This window comes from Flavobacterium azizsancarii (genome assembly GCF_027980145.1).
Classification (GTDB): domain Bacteria; phylum Bacteroidota; class Bacteroidia; order Flavobacteriales; family Flavobacteriaceae; genus Flavobacterium; species Flavobacterium azizsancarii.
On the sequence record NZ_JAMZNK010000034.1, the window covers coordinates 1 to 20,463 of the forward strand.

Below are 20,463 nucleotides of genomic sequence, written 5' to 3' on the forward strand. Positions count from 1 at the left end.
GGTATCTATCTTAAAATGTATCGTAAATTAAGAACCGCCTTGGTACGGATCCGTATGCCGGGTGGTGTGGAAGGTCGCCTAGGGAATTAATCCCTAGGCTCCTATCCGATTCTTATCATTCGTTGCCTTCAACGGATTAAAATCAGTTAAATATATCATTTCTCTGAAATCGTTCTTCAATAACGTTCCGTCGAAACAAATAGATATTGTAGGGATGGATTTTAATCCGTCCTTCGCAATGCATCTTTATCGCAGCAGTTTGTCATTTCTGGGAACGAGAAATCGCACCAGAAACTCTGCAATCAAAATCGTCAATCTTTGTCGAATTACGTGTGTGATTTCTCGTTCCTCGAAAATGATAAGTTTGTGTGAAAATTAGATTTAAAGAAAAAAGCTGTGCAAAACACTTTTCGGACAGCTTTTTTTATTTTTTATAAAAATTATTGTGATCAATATAATCCCAGACTTTAGGTGGTAAAAGCGGTTGAATGTTTTTTCCTTCCTTAATGCTGTTTCTAATAAAAGTAGAAGAAATTTCAACAATCGGGGCATCAATAATATGAACCTTAGGATGCGATTTTAATTCAATATTTTCCTCTTCTTCAGAAATTCTTGGATAAACATAAATGTCGTAGTGGTCTAAAAGAACCTCGTAATTTTTCCATTTATGCAGTGTTTTCAGATTGTCTTCTCCCATAATCAATGAAAAGTCATGGGTTGGGTACTTCTCATGCAAATGAACCAAAGTATTTACGGTATAATTAGGCTGAGGTAGTTTGAACTCAATATCAGAAGGATTAATTTTTGGATAATCTTCTGTAGCAAGATAAACCATTTCTAATCGTTGATGATCGTCTAATAGGGTGGCTTTCTTTTTTAACGGATTGTGCGGCGTAACGACCATCCAAATCTGATCTAAATCGGCAAACTCAGCCATATGATTGGCAATGATTAAGTGGCCAACATGAATGGGATTATACGTTCCGAAATAAAGGCCTATCTTCATAAAAAAGGTTTTTTCATAATTTAAAAAAGTAATTGTTACAGTTAAATTATGCTGTGGTATTAAAATAGTTTAGTAACGACTCTTTTTTGAAATCAAATAATCAATAGAGAATTTGCCGCTTCCGGTTACAAGAAGAACTAAATAAAATAACAAGTATAGTATTCCCATTTCTTTAACGTCGATTGGGTCAGCACCATGAATAACAAATACTGCAACCAGCATTGTAATTATCAATGGCAGTGTTGCCAATCTTGTTGCCAGGCCAATAAAAAGAAAAAACGAACAGATTACTTCTGCAAAAACGGCAAGAGTTAAAGAAGCTGTTTTTCCTACTCCAAGAGGGTCAGGAAATTGTATTTCGCCTCCTGCTAAAAGCATATTCAATTTAGACAAGCCATGCGAAATCATTAAGGTTGCAATTGATATTCTAATTACAAGAAGAATAATATTCAGGTAATTCTCGTTTCTTTTTATTTCAAATAAATTAATCATAATATAGATATTAAAAGCTGTTTACATCCAATTCTAACGGTTGTTTTTGTAAAAAAGTATTGTCTATGTGGTCTTTAATCTTTATTTACGAAAGCTTTTACCAATTGATATGCTTCTTCTTTTGCTGTATCTAAATCGTAATTTTTTATAATGGTATCAAATTGTGGAGCAGTTGCTAATTCTACAGAAGCTTTTGCAATTCGCATATTGATTTTGTCATCACTTTCAGTAGAACGTTCTTTTAATCGGCGTTTCAATTCATCTACACTTGGAGGTTTTACAAAAACAGCTAATGTTTGATCAGGGAATTTGTGTTTGATACGTAGTCCGCCTGCAACGTCAATGTCAAAAATTACATTTTTACCCAAAGCCCAGATACGTTCAATTTCCGATTTTAAGGTTCCGTAAAAATTATCGCGATAAACCTCTTCCCATTCCAGGAAATCTTCTGCTTTAATGTGTTTTTTGAATTCTTCTAACGAAATAAAATAATAATCTTTTCCGTGTTGTTCATCTCCGCGTGGGTCGCGTGAAGCCGCTGAGATTGAAAATTCTAAATTTAAATCTTCTTTCCCAAGTAAGTGTCTTACTATAGTTGTTTTTCCCGATCCTGAAGGTGCCGAGAAAACGATTAATTTTCCTTTGTTCATTCTTTATTTATAAGTGATCAATCGTTTCAGAGATAAAACTCTTTTTTTAGGATTGATAACAATTCATTATATGAGATTAATTCATTAACGTTTGGATAACGTTTTAAATAAGTTTCAGGATTATCAAAAGAAAAACTATTTTTTAGTTTTCCGTTTTTAACATAAACTTGATAACCTACACCATCTATAACAAGAAATTTCTTTTTTACTATAATTTCCTCTCCCTTTTCTGTATCAATAAAAGGTTTTTCAAACTTGTATTGTATGCTTGTCATACTTGGTAAAAACTCTACATTGGTTAATAGTAAATTAAGCCAAATCAAATTTGCATCTTTTGGTTTTAATTTTCCAAGATTTTCTTTAGGAAATTGTATTTGATCAGTCTTAGTCACACTATTAGAGCTTTTCGAATACCAAAATATTTCTACAATCCAATTGTTTTTTTCCTCATCATGCATTCTCAATATTTTGATGGTACTTGATGTTGAATAATCTTTATAAATACGAATTTCTTTTTCAAATCCTAACGTGTCCGGTATTTCTAAAACCTTATTGATTTCTGAAATGTTTTGAGCTTTGATGTTCAAACTTATCAGAAGAAGAAGTGAAAAAAGAAATGTTCTCATTCGTTTTTACAAAACATTCAAAACCTGTTCTTTAATCTTCTCTAATTCGTCCTTCATCATCACCACTAATTTCTGCATTTGAGCGTGATTCGATTTAGAACCCATAGTATTGATCTCGCGACCCATTTCCTGAGTAATAAAACCTAGTTTACGACCGTTAGCTTCAGTACCTTTTATAGTTTCTAAGAAATAATCTAAATGGTTCGTTAAACGCACTTTTTCCTCGGTAATATCCAGTTTCTCTAAGTAGTAAATCAATTCCTGTTCGAAACGATTTTCATCAACATTCACTTTCAATTCAGCTATTGCAGTTTGCAAACGATCTTTGATAGCCTGAACACGTTCCGGATCAAGAGCCAAAGCGTCATTCATATATTGACGGATATTTCCAATTCTCAGGTTGAATTCTTTTTCGAGAGATTCACCTTCATCTTTTCTAAAAGTCAGGATATTTTGAAGCGCCTCCTCGATAATCACCTGAATTTGTTCCCAGTCGTTTTCATCGATTTCCTCACGTTCCGTTTTTAGCGTATCAGGCATACGAACCGCCATTTTCATTAATTCAGTTTCATCAGCTGCGGGATATACTTCTCTTAATTGAGCAATATAGTTTTTTACAACAGGAACATTTACTTTAGTCGAAGTTTGTTCAGAAGTGCTTTCGATGTAAATCCCGAAATCAATCTTTCCTCTCTCAAGTTTCGTAGAGATCTGAGTCCTTAAACCTAATTCCATTTCGCGATAAAGCGACGGCATTCTTACGTTTAAATCTAAACCTTTACTATTTAAGGATTTTACTTCAACGGTAATTTTTTTTGTAGGCAATTGCAAAGAAGCTTTGCCAAACCCTGTCATAGATTGTATCATATAATTGAGTATAAAGGCGCAAAGATAAATAAAACTTTGCAGTCTTGGGTTGTAAATCGCTAATCTGTTTTATGCTGAACAACTTAAAGTTTTTTTGCCACGAATTACACAAATTATCACGAATTTAATTAGTGGAAAATCATTTAATCTGTGGCTTTATTTTAAGCATAACAAATAATTCTTGCAAATTTGTCTAATTTGTGGCTAACTTTTTTAGTCCTGAAATTTTAATTTGGGCGTTCCCCGCCGCGGCGGACTGGCTATCCGCTCCCAATCTTTTTTTGAGCAGAAAAAGCTCAAAAAATGGATTTCCGCTTCAAACGAAGTTCATTGAACACTAAAATAGAATAAAATTATAGTGAAGTAATCCCTAACGCAAACCCGTGTACTTTAGAACTTTATTTTTCTAAAGCTTTCGTTACCTGTAATGTAACAGGTTGCGTATTGCCAATATAAATTTTACCATCAATAATAAAAACCGGACGGCTTAAAAAAGTATAATGTTCTAAGATATATTTCTTATAATCATCCTCAGTCAAAGATTGATTCTTTAAATCCATAGATTTATATAATTGTGCTTTTTTACTAAACAAGGCTTCGTAACTTCCGGCAAGTTGGTACATTTCCTCCAATTCAGCTTCAGTAATAGGATTTTGTTTAATGTCATGAAAAACCAAATTATTGTCTTTCGGTAAGCTTTTAATAATTTTTCGGCACGTATCGCAAGAAGCTAAGTAATATATTTTATTCATGATTTTTTAATTTAAGAGACTGCAAAGAAAATTCATTTAAAACTGAAAAATGCCTAATTTTAGAAAAAAAAATAAAATTATGAATTCAGTTTTTGAAGTACAGAAGACCATTAGAGAAATTCTTCTTAAGGTTTTAGACCATCATTCATTAGAGCAATTGAATAAAATTCCAGACGGATTTAGCAATAATTTAATTTGGAATATTGGTCATTGTATATCGTCACAACAGGTTTTAATCTATAAGTTATCCGGTTTGCCAACAATGGTTTCAGATGAGCTTATCGCCAAATACAGGAAAGGAACAAAGCCGGAAGGTGATGTTTCACAAGGTGAGGTTGATGAAATTCGAGCATTGCTTTCTACAACTTTGCAGCAAACAGAAAGAGATTTCGACAATAAAGTCTTTGTTGATTACAATGAGTACACCACTAGTTTGGGTTTTACTCTTAAAAATATAGACGGCGCATTAAGCTTTAATAATTATCATGAAGGAATCCATACGGGAATTGTCATGAGTATTAGAAAGTTTGTTTAAGCTTTTGCTTTATTTTTTGGCTGTTCGCAATTTCTACAAATAATAAACCCGACAGGTTTTAAAACCTGTCGGGTTTGAATATCGAATATGATATTTTTATTCTACTATAGTTTCAATTGTAACTTTCATGGCGCCGGCGCCTTTGTTTTTGGCGATTTCCATAAAAGCTCTTTTCGATAGATCAAGTTCTCTTGTTTTTACAAACGGACCACGATCGGTAACTTTAACTATGACAAATTTTCCGTTAGCTTCATTTGTTACTTTAATTCGGGTTCCAAATGGCAGTTTTTTGTGCGCTGCGGTATATTTACTGTTATTGAATTTGATTCCGCTAGCCGTTTTCTTTCCGTTAAATCTGTCCGCGTAGTATGACGCATGAGCATTCTTTTTATAAGGCTTTAGTTTTAAACCCTTATCTGTAAATACAGAATCAATTGGCAAGGCAAGTATGTCTGGTCTTACTATTTTTACCGTATCCTGGGTGATTTTAGGTTTAGGTTCTGTTGGTTTTGTTTGACTTATGACATAAGTAAAACAGCTTAAAAAAGTTATTGTTAGTGTAGTAAGTATAATTTGTTTTTTACTTCTCATTTTTTATTTTTTTTCAGACTTGGGGGAGTTTGTACAAATAATATGCCGAGATAAAAAAAGCCCTATAATTTTAGGGCTTTAATTGGTTTTTAGAACCATAAGTTCCATGGGATTCTACTCAATATAAGCAATAATCCTAATCCGTAATAGATAGCAAAAGTTTTAAATTTAGCTTCGCTATTAATTAATTTTTTATGTTTAGACCATCCAATAGTAATCAGGGCGATTGCTATCAGATTGATTAATGGGTGTTCTAATGAAGTAAGTCTTAATTCTGCGTTAGACATTTGTCCAAAGGCTGCTTTACCTAATGGAGACACAAAATAAAGAATCAAACCAACTAATAATTGGGTATGTGTTCCTATTAAAGCAAACAATGCAATTTTGCGGTCTTTAGCGGTAAAATCCTTTTTTGATGTTACGCCAATGATAGCATTTACAACTGCAACTAATAAAAGCAAAAGCGCTAAATAAGCCCAGCCAGAATGGAATTTTTGTAGAAAATGGTACATAAATTAATTTTTTTGTTAAAACAAATATAGCAAAAAAGGCATAAAAAAAACGGCATTAGACTAAAAGTCAATGCCGTTTTTTGGTATTTATTTAGATTCTAAATATTAGAAATCGTAACGTAGCGTAAAGTTCCATGTTCTTCCAAAACCAAAGAATACAGTATTTGCGTTAGCAACTCCATTGTAAAGCCTGTTATTAGAAGCATAAGTTCCTAAAGCAGGATTTGATGAACTTACGTTATCATCAGCAAAAATATTAGTTCTTGCCTCAGCAATGTAAATTTTGTCAAGAACGTTGTTTACGTTTAATCTGAAGTTTACCGATTTGTCTTTGTTTTTACCAGTTAACATTTTGTAAGAGAAACCAGCATCCATCAATCCGTAAGAAGGTAATTCTAAAGCTCCTTTGTTTGTTGCAGATGTAAAGTTTACCGGGTTTAATCCAGCATATAAATTACCATTGTAGTTGTAGTTTGCGTCAATCGTTACTCTTGTAACAACTTCGTAAGAAGCTCCTAAAGAAGCAGTCAATTGAGCAGCATCACCTACTTTTACTTTGTCCATGTATACTGTTGCAGCAGTATATCCTTCTACTGGAGTGTTATCTGATTGGTTGTAAGCATTTACAGTAGCATTTCCTTTATATTCCCAGATTCCGTAAGAGAACATACCTGTAATTTTAAATTGTGGAGTAATATTTGAACTACCTTCAAATTCAATTCCAGAGTGAACCTCGTTAAGACCTACGAATTCTGTATAAGTTGAGTTTGCAGGAATAGTTGGTGTTGCAGTAAGGGCGTTACCTTTTAAGTACCTGTTATTCCAGGTTGTATTGTAAAGATTTACCGTAGCATTAAAGAATCTAGAACGGAAACCGTAACCAGCTTCAAATCCAGTGATTTCCTCATTAGTAAGGTTAGGGTTTACTGTAGATTTGTTGTTAGGATAAACTGAGTTAAAGAATGGTTGTCTTGAGTAGAATCCAGCATTAACATAAACATTGTTTTTCTCGTTGATGTTGTAGTTAGCTCCACCTTTAACATTTCCACCTGTAAGGTTTTTGTAAGGAGTAGACGCTAAAGGATCAGTTGATTTGTAAACAAAATTATCTTCTCTTTTGTATCCTTGTTGTGATATAGCTCCCTGAACGAAAGCTGTTAGGTTATCTTTAGAGTATTCTAATTGAGTAAATACACCGTACCATTTTACATTACCAGTACTGTTGAATGAAATTTTCTCGTAGTCTTTCTTTTGAAAAACATTCCATTGAACATCTGTATCATAAGTTGTAGTCAAATGTCTACCAGCTGGTTTTTGATCAGCAATAAAATTATCATAATACTCACCTCCGCCTAATAAGTTATTTAGAACTGTATAGTGGTATCCTTTGTAAGTTCTTCCGTCAAAACCAAAATCTAACGTTAATGTATTAGATAATTTTTTGTTTAAGTTGATTACTGCACCAAACCAGTCATGAGAGTTGATAGATGAAGTTTGTGAAATACCAGAAGTATTAATATTTGTTTGTGGGTTATAGTCGTTTATGTTTGAACTCGTATTAAAGTAAGAGCTGTTTTGGTAAACCCCACCAATTTGTTGTCTTTGTTGAAGACCTGTCATTCCGCCAATAGTAACTGCCTGACCAGCATTGTAAGCATAGATTTTATCATAATCTACTAAACCGTCCGGTGTTCTGAAAGCTACAGCATCACTGTACGCTTTTCCTTTAATTCCTCCACTTGCACTAGCTCCTGCACCACGTCCCATAGACGCATAAAGAACAGAAGAAAGTTTTGTTGTTTCGTTGATTTTATAATCCCAGTTGAAAGAAGCAACAGGCTTGTGGTAATAATTTTTTCTGATGTTATATTCAGATCCATTCAAATATCCGTTATCAGCATTGTATCTGATGTTTGGATCACCATTATTACCATATTGTTGGTAAGTAGCAATTGTAGATATTGTAGATCTTTGGTTGTGCCATTGTGGAGCACCTGTTACAGTAAGTTGAAAGTCATGTTTACCACTTTTGTTAGCATATCCTAAAGCAACATAATAGTTAGAACCTTCAAATTGAGTTCCGTCAACATAACCGTCTCCCATTGTTTGAGATAACAAGATAGAAGCAGAAAGTCCGTTGTCTAATTTTCCAGTATTGTATGAACCCTGAATTTTAAAGTTTCTTCCATTTCCAAAACCAGAAGCGAAAGATCCACCTTCTTTTTTGTCAGAAGATTTAGTTACAATGTTAATAGTTCCCCCAACTGATGGAGTTGCTAGTTTAGATGCTCCTAAACCTCTTTGTACCTGCATTGCAGAAGTAACATCTGCTAATCCCGCCCAGTTACTCCAGTAAACAGAACCATTTTCCATGTCGTTAACCGGCATACCGTTGATCATAACAGCGATGTTATTTTGGTTGAATCCACGAATATTGATTCTTGAATCTCCAAAACCACCACCTGATTTAGTAACATACACAGAAGGAGTGTTTCTTAAGATCTCCGGAAATTCCTGAGTTCCTAATTTTTCCTGAATTTCAGCAGCTTTAATTGTAGAAACTGCTACAGGAGTTTTTCTGTCCTTTGCAATATCGACAACTGTACTTTTTACAACAATTTCGCTTAATTCGTTAGAATTAGACGTTAAAACGATAGTTCCTAAGTTAGTTGTTCCACCGGATACTGAAAATTTTAAAGTTTTGTTTTCGTAACCTAAAAAAGAAATAACGATTTCTCCTGTACTTGTTGTTGTGCTGAGAGTAAATTTACCATCAAAATCTGTAGAAGTAGCAGTTGTAGATCCTTTGATCACTACGTTTGCTCCCGGTAATGAACCACTACCGTCGGTAATCATACCTGTAATTTTTCCTTGAGAAAATGCGGTTGAAACAATCATGAACAATAGTCCAGTGAGTAACCAATTTTTCATTGTCTTCATTTGTTATTTAGTTTATTGTTTTTGGCAAAATTATAACATTTTAATCAGATAGTGTTATCAAAATGTTAAGAAAAATAAGTTTTATCTAATGTGTTGCGCATTAAAATGATTTTTTCTTTTTTTATTACATAAAATAATGTTTTTTTGAATTTTATATACCGTTTTTTGTTAAAATCGTAATGATTTACACAGTGGTGTAGTGCTAAACTTGCAATAATCAGTGCTTTACGGGTTTTTCGGGGTGTATTTATACGAAAAAACGCCTTAATTTCTGTTAAATCAAGGCGTTTCAGTTTGTTGCGAAAAACTTTTTTTAAGTTTTATTTATTCTTTAGGAAGTGATTTAGCAAAAATGAAGTAGAGCTATCATGATTTTCCACCGTCTTAGTGTTAATTTCATGTAAAATAGAGTTAGCTAATTGTTTTCCTAGTTCAACTCCCCATTGATCAAAACTAAAAATGTTCCAGATCACACCCTGAACAAAAATTTTGTGCTCATATAAAGCGATAAGTGATCCTAAGCTTTTAGGCGTTAATTTTTGAATTAAGATCGTATTGGTTGGTTTATTTCCGGTGAAAACTTTAAAAGGCAATAAGTAAGATGCTTTTTCTGCAGAAAGTCCTTGTTTGTCAAATTCAGCCTGAACTTGTGCTGCCGTTTTTCCGTTTAGCAAAGCTTCAGTCTGAGCAAAAAAGTTAGACATCAATTTATCGTGATGATCTTCGTTCCCGTATAATGGTTTTACGAATCCAATAAAATCAGTCGGAATTAATTTCGTTCCCTGGTGAATCAATTGAAAAAAGGCATGTTGTGAATTTGTTCCCGGTTCTCCCCAAATAATAGTTCCCGTTTGATAGTTTACCGGTTTTCCGTCACGACCAACACTTTTTCCGTTACTTTCCATAGTTGCCTGTTGCAAATAAGGAGCTAATTTTGATAAATATTGCGTGTAAGGAATCAAAGCTTCACTTTCGGCACCAAAGAAATTATTGTACCAAACACTTAGTAAAGCTAAGATTACCGGAATATTTTCGTCGAATTCTGCTGTTTTAAAATGGTCGTCCATTTCATTAGCACCTTTCAATAAATCGTTATATTTATCAAAGCCAATGGCTAAGCTAATACTTAATCCAACAGCGCTCCATAAAGAAAATCTTCCTCCAACCCAATCCCACATTGGGAAAACATTGTCAGGATTGATTCCAAATTCAGTTACTTTCTGGATATTAGTAGAAACTGCCACAAAATGTTTAGCAATATCTTCCTGAGAAGCTGATTTCAAAAACCATTCTTTAATAGTTTCTGAGTTTGATAATGTTTCCTGTGTTGTAAAAGTTTTAGAAACAATTAAAAATAAAGTAGTTTCAGGATTTAGTTTTTTGATTACTTCGTTTACGTGATCGCCGTCAACATTCGATACGAAATGAAGGTTCAGGTGATTTTTATAAAATTGCAAAGCTTCAACTGCCATAACTGGTCCAAGGTCAGAACCACCAATTCCAATATTTACAACGTCAGTAAAAGCTTTTCCTGTAAAACCTTTTCTTTCGCCAGAAATAACTTCGTGGCTGAAATTTTTGATTTTATTTTTTACTTCATAAACTTCAGGAATTACATTTTCTCCATCAACTTTTATAACTGCAGATTCCGGTGCGCGTAATGCTGTATGCAGAACTGCTCTGTTTTCTGTCTGGTTGATAATGTCTCCACCAAAGTATTGAGCGATTGCTTCTTTTAATCCAATTGAATTGGCTAATTCTACTAAAAGAGAGATCGTTTCCTGATTGATATTATTTTTAGAATAATCAACTAAAAAGTCATTCCATTGTAAATTGAATTTTTCAACGCGACTATTATCTTGTTGAAATAATTCTTGTATTGTAGTTTCGTGAATTGCGTTATAGTGGTTTTGCAGATTTTTCCACGCTTCAGTCCCGGTTGGGTTTGTTGTGTTTAAAGCCATTTTATTTGTTTAATTGAGAATGTGGTTATAAAAAACAAAAATACTGAAATTAGTTTTAATAGGGTACGGGTTCACAATTATATAACAAATAGTTACGAAAACGATTTATCGACTTTTAGTTTTGGATTTTGTGGTTATGATAACAGCGCCATCATTTTCTTTGTCGTTATATACAATACGGCTACTGTTTATGTTTAAAAAATCTAAACTTAGTATTTCACTTCTTTTTAGAGGTAGTATAATTGTGTCCTGTTCTTTGTTGTATTTAAAAGGAATTCCATTTATTACAATCAAAGGCGATTTGTCAATTTGATTTTTTTCAAAGGCATTGTTGACTGATTCTAATACGAAATATTTATTTTCTTTCGTGTCATTTAGAATAAAAGCCTTTGGTTTAGAGCATGCAATTATTATTGTTGAAATAAATAGTAATAAAGCTCGTTTCATTAATGGGAATTTGTTGAATGTTGTTTTGAAGTAGCAAGTTTTTTTACCAAATCTTCCACCAGGGCTTTTTATTAACCTCAATTGTTTTCTTGGTAACATCGATTTCTATTCTTTTTGTTTCTTCGGTTTTGATTTTAGAATCATCAAAAAACAGTTTGCCATTTTCATCTATTCCAATCGGGGATTTAGTTCTTTCTTGCCACTTTTCAGTTTGCAGCTCAGGAACTAAAGGTAAATTGATTTTATCTGAAAATTTTTTTCGGGCTTTTTCTATAATCTCTTCCTCTAAGTTCGAAGTTGAGTTTTTTAGTAGTGTTATGGAATTGTCCGGAATGTTTAATAAAAAAACCTGCGTTTTGTCTTTGATTTTATAAACGTCCAATACTTTAAAATAAGCAATGGAATCTAAAAGAAAGTGACCGTTTTTTGCTGAATCAGGATTGAATTTCGATAGATCTTTTGGATGGGCACTTGCAATTAAATACCTTAAATTACCGGAAAGTCCACCGCCCATAGAAGTCATGTCAGTAAAGCCTTTTTCCTGAATTATTTGTCCAATTTTATAATTTGAAATTAAATCATCAGAAAGAGTAGTGTCTCTGTAAAATAGTTTTAAACCAGAAAAAGTTTCATTATAAATTGCTTTAAGACGTGTGTTTTTCATGATCCTTCTATTTTTAGAACTGATTTTTAATAAAAGGATTACAAATTCCCAATACTGTCCAATTCTCTTTTCAATGGTTCTATTTGCGCCATGAAACGGGTTCTGTCATTTCCTGTCAAAGATTCTCCGGTTGGCAAGTTCAGTCTCAGTGCGTCTACCTGAACGCCGTTTTGCCAGAAACGGTAACAAACGTGTGGTCCTGTTGCTAATCCTGTGCTTCCTACTAATCCAATAGTTTGACCTTGCGTAACTCTCTGTCCTCGTTTTACTAAAATCCTCGACATGTGTAGATATTGAGTAGAGTAAGTTCCGTTGTGTTTTACTTTTACAAAGTTTCCGTTTCCTGCTGTATATCCTGTTGCTTCTACAACTCCGGATGCTGTTGTTGAAATAGGTGTTCCGGTTGGTGCAGCATAATCAGTTCCTTTGTGCGCTTTCCAGGTATGTTGTACCGGATGGAATCTGTTTGCAGTAAATCGGGAAGTAATTCGGCTAAACTTGATAGGTGTTTTTAGAAAGAAGTTTTTCAGGGTTTTTCCCTGATCATCATAATATTCGACCTTTCCTGAAAGCGTGTCTTTTTTAAACGGAAAAGCATATATTATTTTTCCTTTGTACTCAAAAAAAGCAGCTTCGAGGTCTTCGACACCATCATAAGTTTTGCCATTTATAAAGCGTTCTGTGAAAATTAACCCGTAACGATCTCCTTTTTTAAGTTTAAAGAAGTCAATAGACCATGAGAATACTTTTGTAATTCTGCTTGCCAATGCTGCTTCTACGCTTTCGTTTCCTAAAGTTTCAGATAATGAACTTTTTAAAACTCCGCCAATAATTTTACGTTTTAGTGTAACAGGTTTTACTTTTTTGTAGGCTTTTGCAATACTGTCCCTAAAGTCAACCACATAATATGTCAAGGCATCCGGCTGATAAATAAAAACCTGAAGTTTGTTTGTTTTGTTTTTTGAGCGAAGAATAGTGTAAGGTTTGTGGTATCGAATCGATCTTACATTAAAAGAATCTTTAATCTGTTCGACAACGTCATAGATTTTTTTGTCGCCAATATTCTGGCGCTGTATAATAGAGCCAAAAGAGTCTCCTTTTTTTATAGTATCATGAAGAACATTAAAATCAGCATAATTAAAGCCAAATTCTACTTTTTTTGTTTTCGGTTTTGTGACTTTAATTTCAACTTTTTCTGCAGTTTTATTACATGAAAATATTGAGAATAACAGGATTATAAGGACGAATGCTTTTTTCAAACTTTAAAATTTTTTTCAGGAAATTATATGGTTGTTTCGTTTCCCCAATTGGACAATTCTTCTTCGGCCCACAATTTAGGAAAAAAGATGCGTCTTTGGTATTTTGGGTGCATATATTTTTGCCAATCACTGCCTCCTGTGGCCTCACCATTGCCTTTGCCACTTTCCAGAATGTATTTTCTTGCTGTGTTTAAATGTTGCATTACCCAAGTGATGTTCACAGTTTTATCATAATGACGCATGGCGTCAATTAATTCTGGGCTTTGCTGGTCTTCGATAGGTAATTGTGTAAATTTTTGCCAGATGTTTTTAGTTTTAAACTCCGACATTTGTCTCAAAAACTGACCTTTATATTTTTTCTCAAATTCCTGAAGTAAATATGATTTTTCACCTGTCTGATAATCTTTTCCGGCAGCCTGCCAGTATAAATGTTCAAAGCTGGTTTCTAAATCGGTATTTTCGTTAAAATTTTCCTTGTATCTGCGATCTGTTAGATTGATAACGTCTGTCGAAGCAAATTCTATCAATCTATATTGTGCGCTCTGAAAACCACTTGCGGGAGTTAGAGTATTTCTGAATTTCATGTATTGGTCAACATCCATTCCGTTTTCCATAATACTGAAAGAATTTGTCAGCATATCAAAATATCGTGTGATTCTTGATAATCTCTCGCTAAAAAAAGCTACCTGAATATTTTGGGTATCTGCAATTTGATCAATTTCCCATAAGATCATTTTAAAAATCAATTCATTTACCTGATGATACATGATAAAAACCATTTCGTCAGGAAGTGTGGTGCGTTGTGTTTGTAAACTTAATAGCGCATCAGTTTGAATGTAATCCCAATAAGTAATTGGTTTTGACCAAAGTAATCCTTCTAATTGAACCTCAGTTTTTTGATTTATAGCTTGGAATTTAAGGTCAATTTCTTTTAAAATTGATTCTGAATGATCAGTAAGGTTCATTATTTTTTTACTTTAAATGGATTTTTTAATCCTTTATATTCGTCAAGATCTGCTTTGAGTGATCCCACTGCCAGATCTGCTTTTATTCTAACCGGAACTTTGTTGTCGTCATCTGTGATCCAGAGTGTTACGCTTTCTTTTTCTTTAAAAACTCTTCCTGCTTGTACCAGAGGTTTGAACATCATGGTAGAAACGGTTCCAAATTTAGTTGTAATATCTTGACGGCCTACATATTTTAACTTAAATTTTGTGATTTCGTCGTCAAAAAACATATCAATTGTTATTGCTTCGCCTGGTTTAAGTTTGTCGATAGTAGGATGATTTCTCAGATAATAAAAAGAGGAAATAATATCCTGAACATTATCCGTAATCATAATGGTTTTTTCGGTTTTACGCTTGTAGTCTTTTACTAAAACCTTGTTAGCGTTTTGGTCAAAAAGGCCTTCCTGGTCTTTTGTGTAGCCGCCTTCATTAATTTTTCGAACGTAACGATACGGACTTCCGGTTTGTTTGTCAAAATAGCTTTCGTATAAGTCTTCGACCTTAAAGAAAAATTTTGACATTCCGGTTGTGTACCCTTTACCTATAGCATGAAACACTTTTTTATTGTTTACGGTAGCGTCTTTTATTTCGAGTGTGGCATATCCGGCATTTATAATTCCGTAGTGAATTCGGAATTTAAAGTATTCTCCAGTATCGAAAGCGTCCTCTTTCTGAGTGTCGAAACTGAGGGTCGTGAGAATTAATATGATGAGGATTAATTTTTTCATAGTACAATTTTTACATTTCATTATAAAGATAAAGAAATGCAAATTCTATTCCAAATGTACCAAAACAAAAAAACTCAGTCAAGGAATGACTGAGTTTTTATGCTATTAACTAACCAAAAAACTATAAATTATGAAATTTATATCAATTCAGAAGGAAACCACCCCTTCTTGATTTGCGAGTGCAAAGGTATGTTTAAAGTTTAGAAAATAAATCGTAAAATTCTAGTTTAACATAACATTTGCATAAAAACCATCGTTTTATAGAGAATTTTTCTGCATAATGCAAAAATATTGCGATTTTACAATGTACCTCTTAATTCTTGTTCTCTTTCGATAGACTCAAAAAGGGCTTTAAAGTTCCCTGCGCCAAATCCTTTTGCTCCCATTCTTTGAATAATTTCAAAAAATAGCGTTGGTCTGTCCTGAACAGGTTTAGTAAAGATTTGTAACAAGTATCCATCTTCATCCGCATCTACCATAATGGCTAATTTTTCAATTTCATTTATATCTTCTTTCATCATGCCCATATGTGCGCCCAATCTTTCAGGAATTGCCTGATAATAGGTGTGTGGCGGAGCAGATAAAAATTCAACACCTCTTGATTTCAAATCAGAAACCGTTTTTATAATGTCATCTGTTGCGATGGCAATATGTTGAATTCCGGGTCCGCCATAGAAATCTAAATATTCTTCGATTTGTGATTTTTTCTTTCCCTCTGCCGGTTCATTAATTGGAAATTTAATTCTTCCGTTTCCGTTTGACATTACTTTACTCATCAATGCCGAATATTCAGTATTGATTTGTTTGTCGTCAAAGGATAAGAAATTCACGAATCCCATAACATCTTCGTAGAATTTTACCCAGGTATTCATTTCATTCCAACCCACATTTCCAACCATATGATCAATATATTTTAATCCGGTTGGTGCTGGATTATAATCTGATTTCCATTCTTTGTAACCCGGTAAGAAAACACCGTTGTAGTTTTTTCTTTCTACAAAAATGTGAACAGTTTCTCCGTATGTGTAAATTCCCGAACGAACAACTTCTCCAAATTCATCAGATTCTACTGTTGGTTCCATAAACGAGCGCGCGCCACGTTTCATGGTTTCTTCATAAGCACTTCTGGCATCTTCAACCCAAAGAGCAGCAACTTTTACTCCGTCACCATGCTTTTTTAAATGTTCGTTTATTGGGGAATCAGCATTTAAAGGAGTCGTTAAAACGATTCTGATTTTATCCTGTTTCAAAACATAAGAAGCTTTGTCTCTCACTCCCGTTTCTAATCCGGCATAAGCCAATGATTGATAACCAAAAGCGGTTTTGTAATAATGTGCCGATTGTTTTGCGTTCCCTACGTAGAATTCTACATAATCTGTTCCTAATAAAGGAAGGAAATCTTGTGCTCCTTCAAAGATTTTTTCTAATCCGTATTCTACTGATTTAAGTTCTTTACTCATGATAAGCCCCCTAGCCCCCGAAGGGGGAATTCCTATTAGGGGTAAATAGGATTTTAGTTAAATAATATTGTAAAAGATCAGGTATTGAGAATTCTTAATTCCCCCTTCGGGGGTTAGGGGGCTTCCGTCCAGGATTTATAGTATTGCCCATCATCAAGACCCATTGCTTCTTCTGTAACCATAAGTGGTCTGAAAGTATCAACCATTACGGCTAATTCGTGGGTTTCTTTATGACCAATGCTGCGTTCCATTGCGCCAGGTGCAGGACCGTGCGGAATTCCTTTTGGGTGTAAAGTGATATGACCCTGCTCGATATTATTACGGCTCATAAAATCTCCGTCTACATAATACAGTACTTCGTCTGAATCTATATTGCTGTGATTGTATGGCGCCGGAATTGCTTTTGGGTGATAATCATAAAGTCTTGGGCAGAATGAACAAACGACAAAAGTGGCCGTTTCGAAAGTTTGATGTACTGGTGGCGGTTGGTGAACACGTCCTGTTATAGGTTCGAAATTGTGAATAGAAAATCCGTATGGAAAATTGTATCCGTCCCAACCCACAACGTCAAAAGGATGTGTGGCGTAAACCACTTCGTGAATCATGCCTTCTTTTTTGATTTTAATTAAAAAATCACCTTTTTCGTCGTGTGTTTCCAATTCGTTTGGCAAAATAAAATCGCGTTCGCAAAATGGCGAATGTTCTAAATGCTGACCTGATTGGTTTTTATAACGTTTTGGAGTGTAAAAAGGAGAGTGAGATTCAACATAGAAAAGTCGGTTTTCCGAAGTCTCAAATTCTATTTGATAAATAATACCTCTAGGAATAACCAGGTAATCGCCATATTCAAAAGGAATATTCCCTAACATGGTTCTTAATTTTCCTTTTCCTTTATGGATGAAAAGCATTTCATCAGCATCGGCATTTTTATAGAAATATTTTGTCAGTGATTCTTTAGGAGCTGCCAGACCAATGATGCAGTCTTTGTTGACCAGCATGGCTTTGCGGCTGTCTAAAAAGTCATTTTCAGGTTTTAATTCAAAACCTTTAAAAAGTAATGATTTTATGTTTTTTCCGATTGCAATTTTTGGTTCAACGGAATAGGAATTTAAAATTTCTTTAACCTGTGTTGGTCTGTGAACATGATAAGAGAGTGACGAGTGTCCGTGAAAACCTTCGGTACCAAAGAGTTGTTCGTAATAGAAACCTCCGTTAGGTTTTTCGAATTGGGTGTGTCTTTTTTTAGGAAAGTTTCCAAGTTTGTGATATAATGGCATGGCTTTTCAATTAGATAATTTGTAAATTAGATAATTCGAAAAATTTGAATTGTGTGAACAGATAATTACATCAATATTGTAATTGACTAATTATCTCAATTCGGTAGTTTTACTCAGGATTTCTCTTGATAAGGAATTGAAGATACTCTAATAAACCTGTCCATTTTGTTTTCATTATAACAAATGTCGTAATTTTTATTGATTTAAATTATATATTATATCAATTATTAACGTTAAAAAAATGCGAAAGATATTTTTAAGTATAAAATATAGGAATCTTATTAAAGCAATATTTTAAAGGATTTACATTAGAATTGGAATCCAATACTAAACCATGTATAACTTTTAGACATTTCAGGAGACCATGATTGTTTAATCTCAATTGGGCCAATGATGGTTTCTAATCCGTAACCAACAGCATATCCGGAGTATTTAGGCATTGATACCCAGTCGACTGATGCAAAAATATCGTCTCCTAAGTTGGCGAAATTAGCAGAGAGGTTAATGTGGTTTTTTTTGAAAATTTCGTAATCTAAAGATATGTCAGCTTTTATGAAGCTGTTTCCTGCAATACTTAAAAAGTCATATCCGTAGAAATAATTAAAATTGTTTATTTTGCTATAGCCGTAACCTCCTAATATAAAGTCAAAAAAGGGAACGCTGTCGCTGCCAATATTAAATCCGGCATCGGCTCCAATTTTAATAGTTGCTTTTCTGAATAGTGTTTTTGCAAAAGCAATTTCGGCCTTTGCGATTGAGAAAGGCTTGAATTGTTTGGTGTAATTTGACGATGCTAAGTAAGTTTGTACGTCTCCAGAAAAATACAATCCTGAATGTGGGTAATATTTATTATCAAAAGAATCATATTTCAAATAGCCAAACAGACTCACGTAGTTACTTTTCTCAATAATATTTTCTGTATTAGAAAGAGTTGGTGAGTTTATTTTTAAATATTTATATTCAACACCACCGCCCATTAAAAATTTCTGAACAAAAATGGTTTGAAAATAGGCCTGATTGGTAATGTCCATAAAGTCGACATTGATCAAATTTACATTTTGATTTTCCTGAAATAAATTGCTGATACTGGTGGTAACATTACGATTGAATTGATTTAATCGGGACCTGAAACCGAAACTAATATTAAAACCATTCTCGACATAATAGTTAAAATCATATCTAAAGTTATCTCCCAGAATAATATCCAATGATGTAATATCATTTTTTAGGAATGTTTTTTTATGAGTCAGATTCAACAAAATCGCACTTTTGTAAAGTCCGTCGTAATGTAAACCAAGTTTTAAGTACGTCTGTGTTGGGTTTTCTTTTAGTACAAGATCCAGATCATCTTCTTTACCGTCCGGTTCTAAGCAATAGGAGATAGTGCTGAAGTTTTGCGTCGCATTCAGGTTATTGATTCCTGTTTTAAGGTCAGCGTAGGTAATGGTACTTCCGGGTTTAAAACGTAGTTTTCCCCGAATGTATTCTCTGGTATAGTTGTCCAGGATCTCACTGTTTATTTTTTTGATTTCTAGAGTATCAGTTGCAATTTTAAGTTTTGGTTTTTTATAAAAATTGCTTTCGTTTGATAGTGTTTTGATTTTTTCATAGACGGCAAAAGCAGCTTCTTCACCTTTTCTGATGATTTCTTCGCCTTTGTCAAAGGAGATAACGCCATAATCACGAATGTCTGGTTTGATATAAACATCAGTGTCTTTTATTTTGCTTTTCATTTTATCAATCGACTGGAGATTGGTAATCTGAACTAATATTCGGGTGGCATTTTTCAGGCTTTTTCGACTCAGTAAATCGTCCTGGACGTCAACACCAATAATAATGTCAGCGCCAAGATTGCGAACTTCTTTTATAGGATAATTGTTGACAACGCCACCGTCGACCAATAAATTGCCGTCTATCTCAACTGGTGTAAATAACGAGGGAAATGCGGCACTTGCCATCATTGCCTGAACGAGATTGCCTTTGTTTAGTAAAACTTCTTCGCCGGTTTCGATATTAGTACCAATACATAAAAACGGAGTTGGCAGTTTGTTGAAATCGCGAACATGACGCACGTTTCGGGTAAGGCTGCTCAATAAATTATAATTGTACATTCCTTTTGAAAGTGCTTCAGGAATTCCGACTTTAAACTTGCTAAATGGTAAAACGATGGCATACAATTCATCATTTTTTTTACCATAAAAGTTTTTTGATGAACGCGGAATGTAGTCATTGATAAGTTCGTCGAAATTGGTTCTTTTAAAAATTGAATCAATTTGTGATGCATTGTAACCGGAAGCATAAAGACCGCCAATGATAGACCCCATACTTGTTCCGCCAATATAATCGATTTTTATTCCGGCTTCTTCCAGAACTTTCAGGACTCCGATATGTGCAAATCCTTTTGCGCCGCCACCACTTAAAACCAATCCAATTTTAGGTCTTCTGGCTTCGTCTTGTTTTGCTTTTTCGGTGTTTTCTTGTGAAAATGTATTTTGTGAATTGAAAAATAAAAGCGTGAAAAGAACCAACTGTGCACCCCAGATGGAAATGGAAAACTGCGAGTGACAAATCGATATTTTTTCTTTTGAAAAAAGAGCGGCTTTAGAAGCTCCTTTTTTTAAAGTAGAAAGAAATCGTTTTGACCGAGTGTTTGAAATGAACAGCTGGATTGGGTGCATACAAAATA

General features: G+C 33.9%; 19 protein-coding genes. 1 reads left to right on the plus strand and 18 read right to left on the minus strand.

What is annotated here, in order from left to right; all coding sequences use genetic code 11:
• Positions 1-424 precede the first annotated feature (424 nt).
• The 6 genes from nadD to NJT12_RS17410 all read right to left on the minus strand — a co-directional run bounded on the left by nadD (position 425) and on the right by NJT12_RS17410 (position 4,393).
• Complete coding sequence (gene nadD / locus NJT12_RS17385; protein WP_271337199.1) at positions 425-1,006, minus strand: nicotinate (nicotinamide) nucleotide adenylyltransferase; 582 nt, start codon at positions 1,004-1,006, stop codon at positions 425-427.
• Positions 1,007-1,075: 69 nt separating this feature from the next.
• Positions 1,076-1,498, minus strand: coding sequence for a DoxX family protein (locus NJT12_RS17390; RefSeq protein WP_271337200.1), 423 nt, complete (start codon positions 1,496-1,498; stop codon positions 1,076-1,078).
• A gap of 74 nt (positions 1,499-1,572) precedes the next feature.
• The gene (gene gmk, locus NJT12_RS17395) at positions 1,573-2,148 is read right to left on the minus strand and encodes a guanylate kinase (protein ID WP_271337201.1); all 576 of its coding nucleotides are present in this window, start codon (positions 2,146-2,148) and stop codon (positions 1,573-1,575) included.
• A gap of 26 nt (positions 2,149-2,174) precedes the next feature.
• Positions 2,175-2,774 carry a hypothetical protein gene (locus tag NJT12_RS17400; RefSeq protein WP_271337202.1) on the minus strand — a complete coding sequence of 200 codons (600 nt, stop codon included), beginning with the start codon at positions 2,772-2,774 and terminating at the stop codon, positions 2,175-2,177.
• 6 nt (positions 2,775-2,780) lie between these two features.
• Positions 2,781-3,641, minus strand: coding sequence for a YicC/YloC family endoribonuclease (locus NJT12_RS17405; protein WP_271337203.1), 861 nt, complete (start codon positions 3,639-3,641; stop codon positions 2,781-2,783).
• Between the two features lie 398 nt (positions 3,642-4,039).
• Positions 4,040-4,393 carry an arsenate reductase family protein gene (locus NJT12_RS17410; protein ID WP_271337204.1) on the minus strand — a complete coding sequence of 118 codons (354 nt, stop codon included), beginning with the start codon at positions 4,391-4,393 and terminating at the stop codon, positions 4,040-4,042.
• Positions 4,394-4,472: 79 nt separating this feature from the next.
• Here NJT12_RS17410 and NJT12_RS17415 point away from each other — a divergent pair, with 79 nt between their 5' ends.
• A complete protein-coding gene (locus tag NJT12_RS17415; RefSeq protein WP_271337205.1) occupies positions 4,473-4,928 on the plus strand; it encodes a DinB family protein in 456 nt (151 codons plus the stop codon).
• 96 nt (positions 4,929-5,024) lie between these two features.
• On the opposite strand, the gene NJT12_RS17420 is transcribed toward NJT12_RS17415, so the two are convergent.
• The 12 genes from NJT12_RS17420 to NJT12_RS17475 form a co-directional block, all read right to left on the minus strand.
• On the minus strand, positions 5,025-5,519 hold the full coding sequence (locus NJT12_RS17420; RefSeq protein ID WP_271337206.1) for a septal ring lytic transglycosylase RlpA family protein: 495 nt from the start codon (positions 5,517-5,519) through the stop codon (positions 5,025-5,027).
• Between the two features lie 89 nt (positions 5,520-5,608).
• The gene (locus NJT12_RS17425) at positions 5,609-6,031 is read right to left on the minus strand and encodes a hypothetical protein (protein ID WP_271337207.1); all 423 of its coding nucleotides are present in this window, start codon (positions 6,029-6,031) and stop codon (positions 5,609-5,611) included.
• A gap of 105 nt (positions 6,032-6,136) precedes the next feature.
• A complete protein-coding gene (locus NJT12_RS17430; protein ID WP_271337208.1) occupies positions 6,137-8,971 on the minus strand; it encodes a TonB-dependent receptor in 2,835 nt (944 codons plus the stop codon).
• A 320-nt stretch (positions 8,972-9,291) separates the two neighbouring features.
• Positions 9,292-10,935: a glucose-6-phosphate isomerase gene (gene pgi, locus NJT12_RS17435; RefSeq protein ID WP_271337209.1), complete on the minus strand. Its 1,644-nt coding sequence runs from the start codon at positions 10,933-10,935 to the stop codon at positions 9,292-9,294.
• A 105-nt stretch (positions 10,936-11,040) separates the two neighbouring features.
• A complete protein-coding gene (locus tag NJT12_RS17440) occupies positions 11,041-11,481 on the minus strand; it encodes a hypothetical protein (protein ID WP_271337247.1) in 441 nt (146 codons plus the stop codon).
• Positions 11,426-12,046, minus strand: a complete 621-nt coding sequence (locus NJT12_RS17445; protein WP_271337210.1) for a hypothetical protein — start codon at positions 12,044-12,046, stop codon at positions 11,426-11,428. Before NJT12_RS17445 ends, NJT12_RS17440 begins: the two co-directional genes overlap by 56 nt.
• A gap of 38 nt (positions 12,047-12,084) precedes the next feature.
• On the minus strand, positions 12,085-13,305 hold the full coding sequence (locus tag NJT12_RS17450) for a M23 family metallopeptidase (RefSeq protein WP_271337211.1): 1,221 nt from the start codon (positions 13,303-13,305) through the stop codon (positions 12,085-12,087).
• A 23-nt stretch (positions 13,306-13,328) separates the two neighbouring features.
• Positions 13,329-14,270: a tryptophan 2,3-dioxygenase family protein gene (locus NJT12_RS17455; protein WP_271337212.1), complete on the minus strand. Its 942-nt coding sequence runs from the start codon at positions 14,268-14,270 to the stop codon at positions 13,329-13,331.
• The gene (locus NJT12_RS17460; RefSeq protein ID WP_271337213.1) at positions 14,270-15,040 is read right to left on the minus strand and encodes a DUF3108 domain-containing protein; all 771 of its coding nucleotides are present in this window, start codon (positions 15,038-15,040) and stop codon (positions 14,270-14,272) included. The genes NJT12_RS17455 and NJT12_RS17460 overlap by 1 nt, the downstream gene beginning before the upstream one ends.
• 299 nt (positions 15,041-15,339) lie before the next feature.
• A complete protein-coding gene (hppD, locus tag NJT12_RS17465) occupies positions 15,340-16,500 on the minus strand; it encodes a 4-hydroxyphenylpyruvate dioxygenase (protein ID WP_271337214.1) in 1,161 nt (386 codons plus the stop codon).
• Positions 16,501-16,613: 113 nt separating this feature from the next.
• The gene (locus tag NJT12_RS17470; RefSeq protein WP_271337215.1) at positions 16,614-17,777 is read right to left on the minus strand and encodes a homogentisate 1,2-dioxygenase; all 1,164 of its coding nucleotides are present in this window, start codon (positions 17,775-17,777) and stop codon (positions 16,614-16,616) included.
• Positions 17,778-18,085: 308 nt separating this feature from the next.
• Positions 18,086-20,455 (minus strand): patatin-like phospholipase family protein, encoded by a 2,370-nt coding sequence (locus tag NJT12_RS17475; RefSeq protein WP_271337216.1) that lies wholly within the window; start codon positions 20,453-20,455, stop codon positions 18,086-18,088.
• Between the last annotated feature and the right edge of the window lie 8 nt (positions 20,456-20,463).

Coding starts and splice junctions, on each gene's coding strand:
- NJT12_RS17415 (WP_271337205.1), top strand. CDS start 4,473: ATGAATTCAGTTTTTGAAGTACAGAAGACCATTAGAGAAATTCTTCTT.
- NJT12_RS17420 (WP_271337206.1), bottom strand. CDS start 5,519: ATGAGAAGTAAAAAACAAATTATACTTACTACACTAACAATAACTTTT.
- NJT12_RS17470 (WP_271337215.1), bottom strand. CDS start 17,777: ATGCCATTATATCACAAACTTGGAAACTTTCCTAAAAAAAGACACACC.
- NJT12_RS17425 (WP_271337207.1), bottom strand. CDS start 6,031: ATGTACCATTTTCTACAAAAATTCCATTCTGGCTGGGCTTATTTAGCG.
- nadD (WP_271337199.1), bottom strand. CDS start 1,006: ATGAAGATAGGCCTTTATTTCGGAACGTATAATCCCATTCATGTTGGC.
- gmk (WP_271337201.1), bottom strand. CDS start 2,148: ATGAACAAAGGAAAATTAATCGTTTTCTCGGCACCTTCAGGATCGGGA.
- NJT12_RS17455 (WP_271337212.1), bottom strand. CDS start 14,270: ATGAACCTTACTGATCATTCAGAATCAATTTTAAAAGAAATTGACCTT.
- NJT12_RS17440 (WP_271337247.1), bottom strand. CDS start 11,481: ATGTTACCAAGAAAACAATTGAGGTTAATAAAAAGCCCTGGTGGAAGA.
- NJT12_RS17445 (WP_271337210.1), bottom strand. CDS start 12,046: ATGAAAAACACACGTCTTAAAGCAATTTATAATGAAACTTTTTCTGGT.
- hppD (WP_271337214.1), bottom strand. CDS start 16,500: ATGAGTAAAGAACTTAAATCAGTAGAATACGGATTAGAAAAAATCTTT.
- NJT12_RS17410 (WP_271337204.1), bottom strand. CDS start 4,393: ATGAATAAAATATATTACTTAGCTTCTTGCGATACGTGCCGAAAAATT.
- NJT12_RS17430 (WP_271337208.1), bottom strand. CDS start 8,971: ATGAAGACAATGAAAAATTGGTTACTCACTGGACTATTGTTCATGATT.
- NJT12_RS17390 (WP_271337200.1), bottom strand. CDS start 1,498: ATGATTAATTTATTTGAAATAAAAAGAAACGAGAATTACCTGAATATT.
- NJT12_RS17400 (WP_271337202.1), bottom strand. CDS start 2,774: ATGAGAACATTTCTTTTTTCACTTCTTCTTCTGATAAGTTTGAACATC.
- pgi (WP_271337209.1), bottom strand. CDS start 10,935: ATGGCTTTAAACACAACAAACCCAACCGGGACTGAAGCGTGGAAAAAT.
- NJT12_RS17405 (WP_271337203.1), bottom strand. CDS start 3,641: ATGATACAATCTATGACAGGGTTTGGCAAAGCTTCTTTGCAATTGCCT.
- NJT12_RS17460 (WP_271337213.1), bottom strand. CDS start 15,040: ATGAAAAAATTAATCCTCATCATATTAATTCTCACGACCCTCAGTTTC.
- NJT12_RS17475 (WP_271337216.1), bottom strand. CDS start 20,455: ATGCACCCAATCCAGCTGTTCATTTCAAACACTCGGTCAAAACGATTT.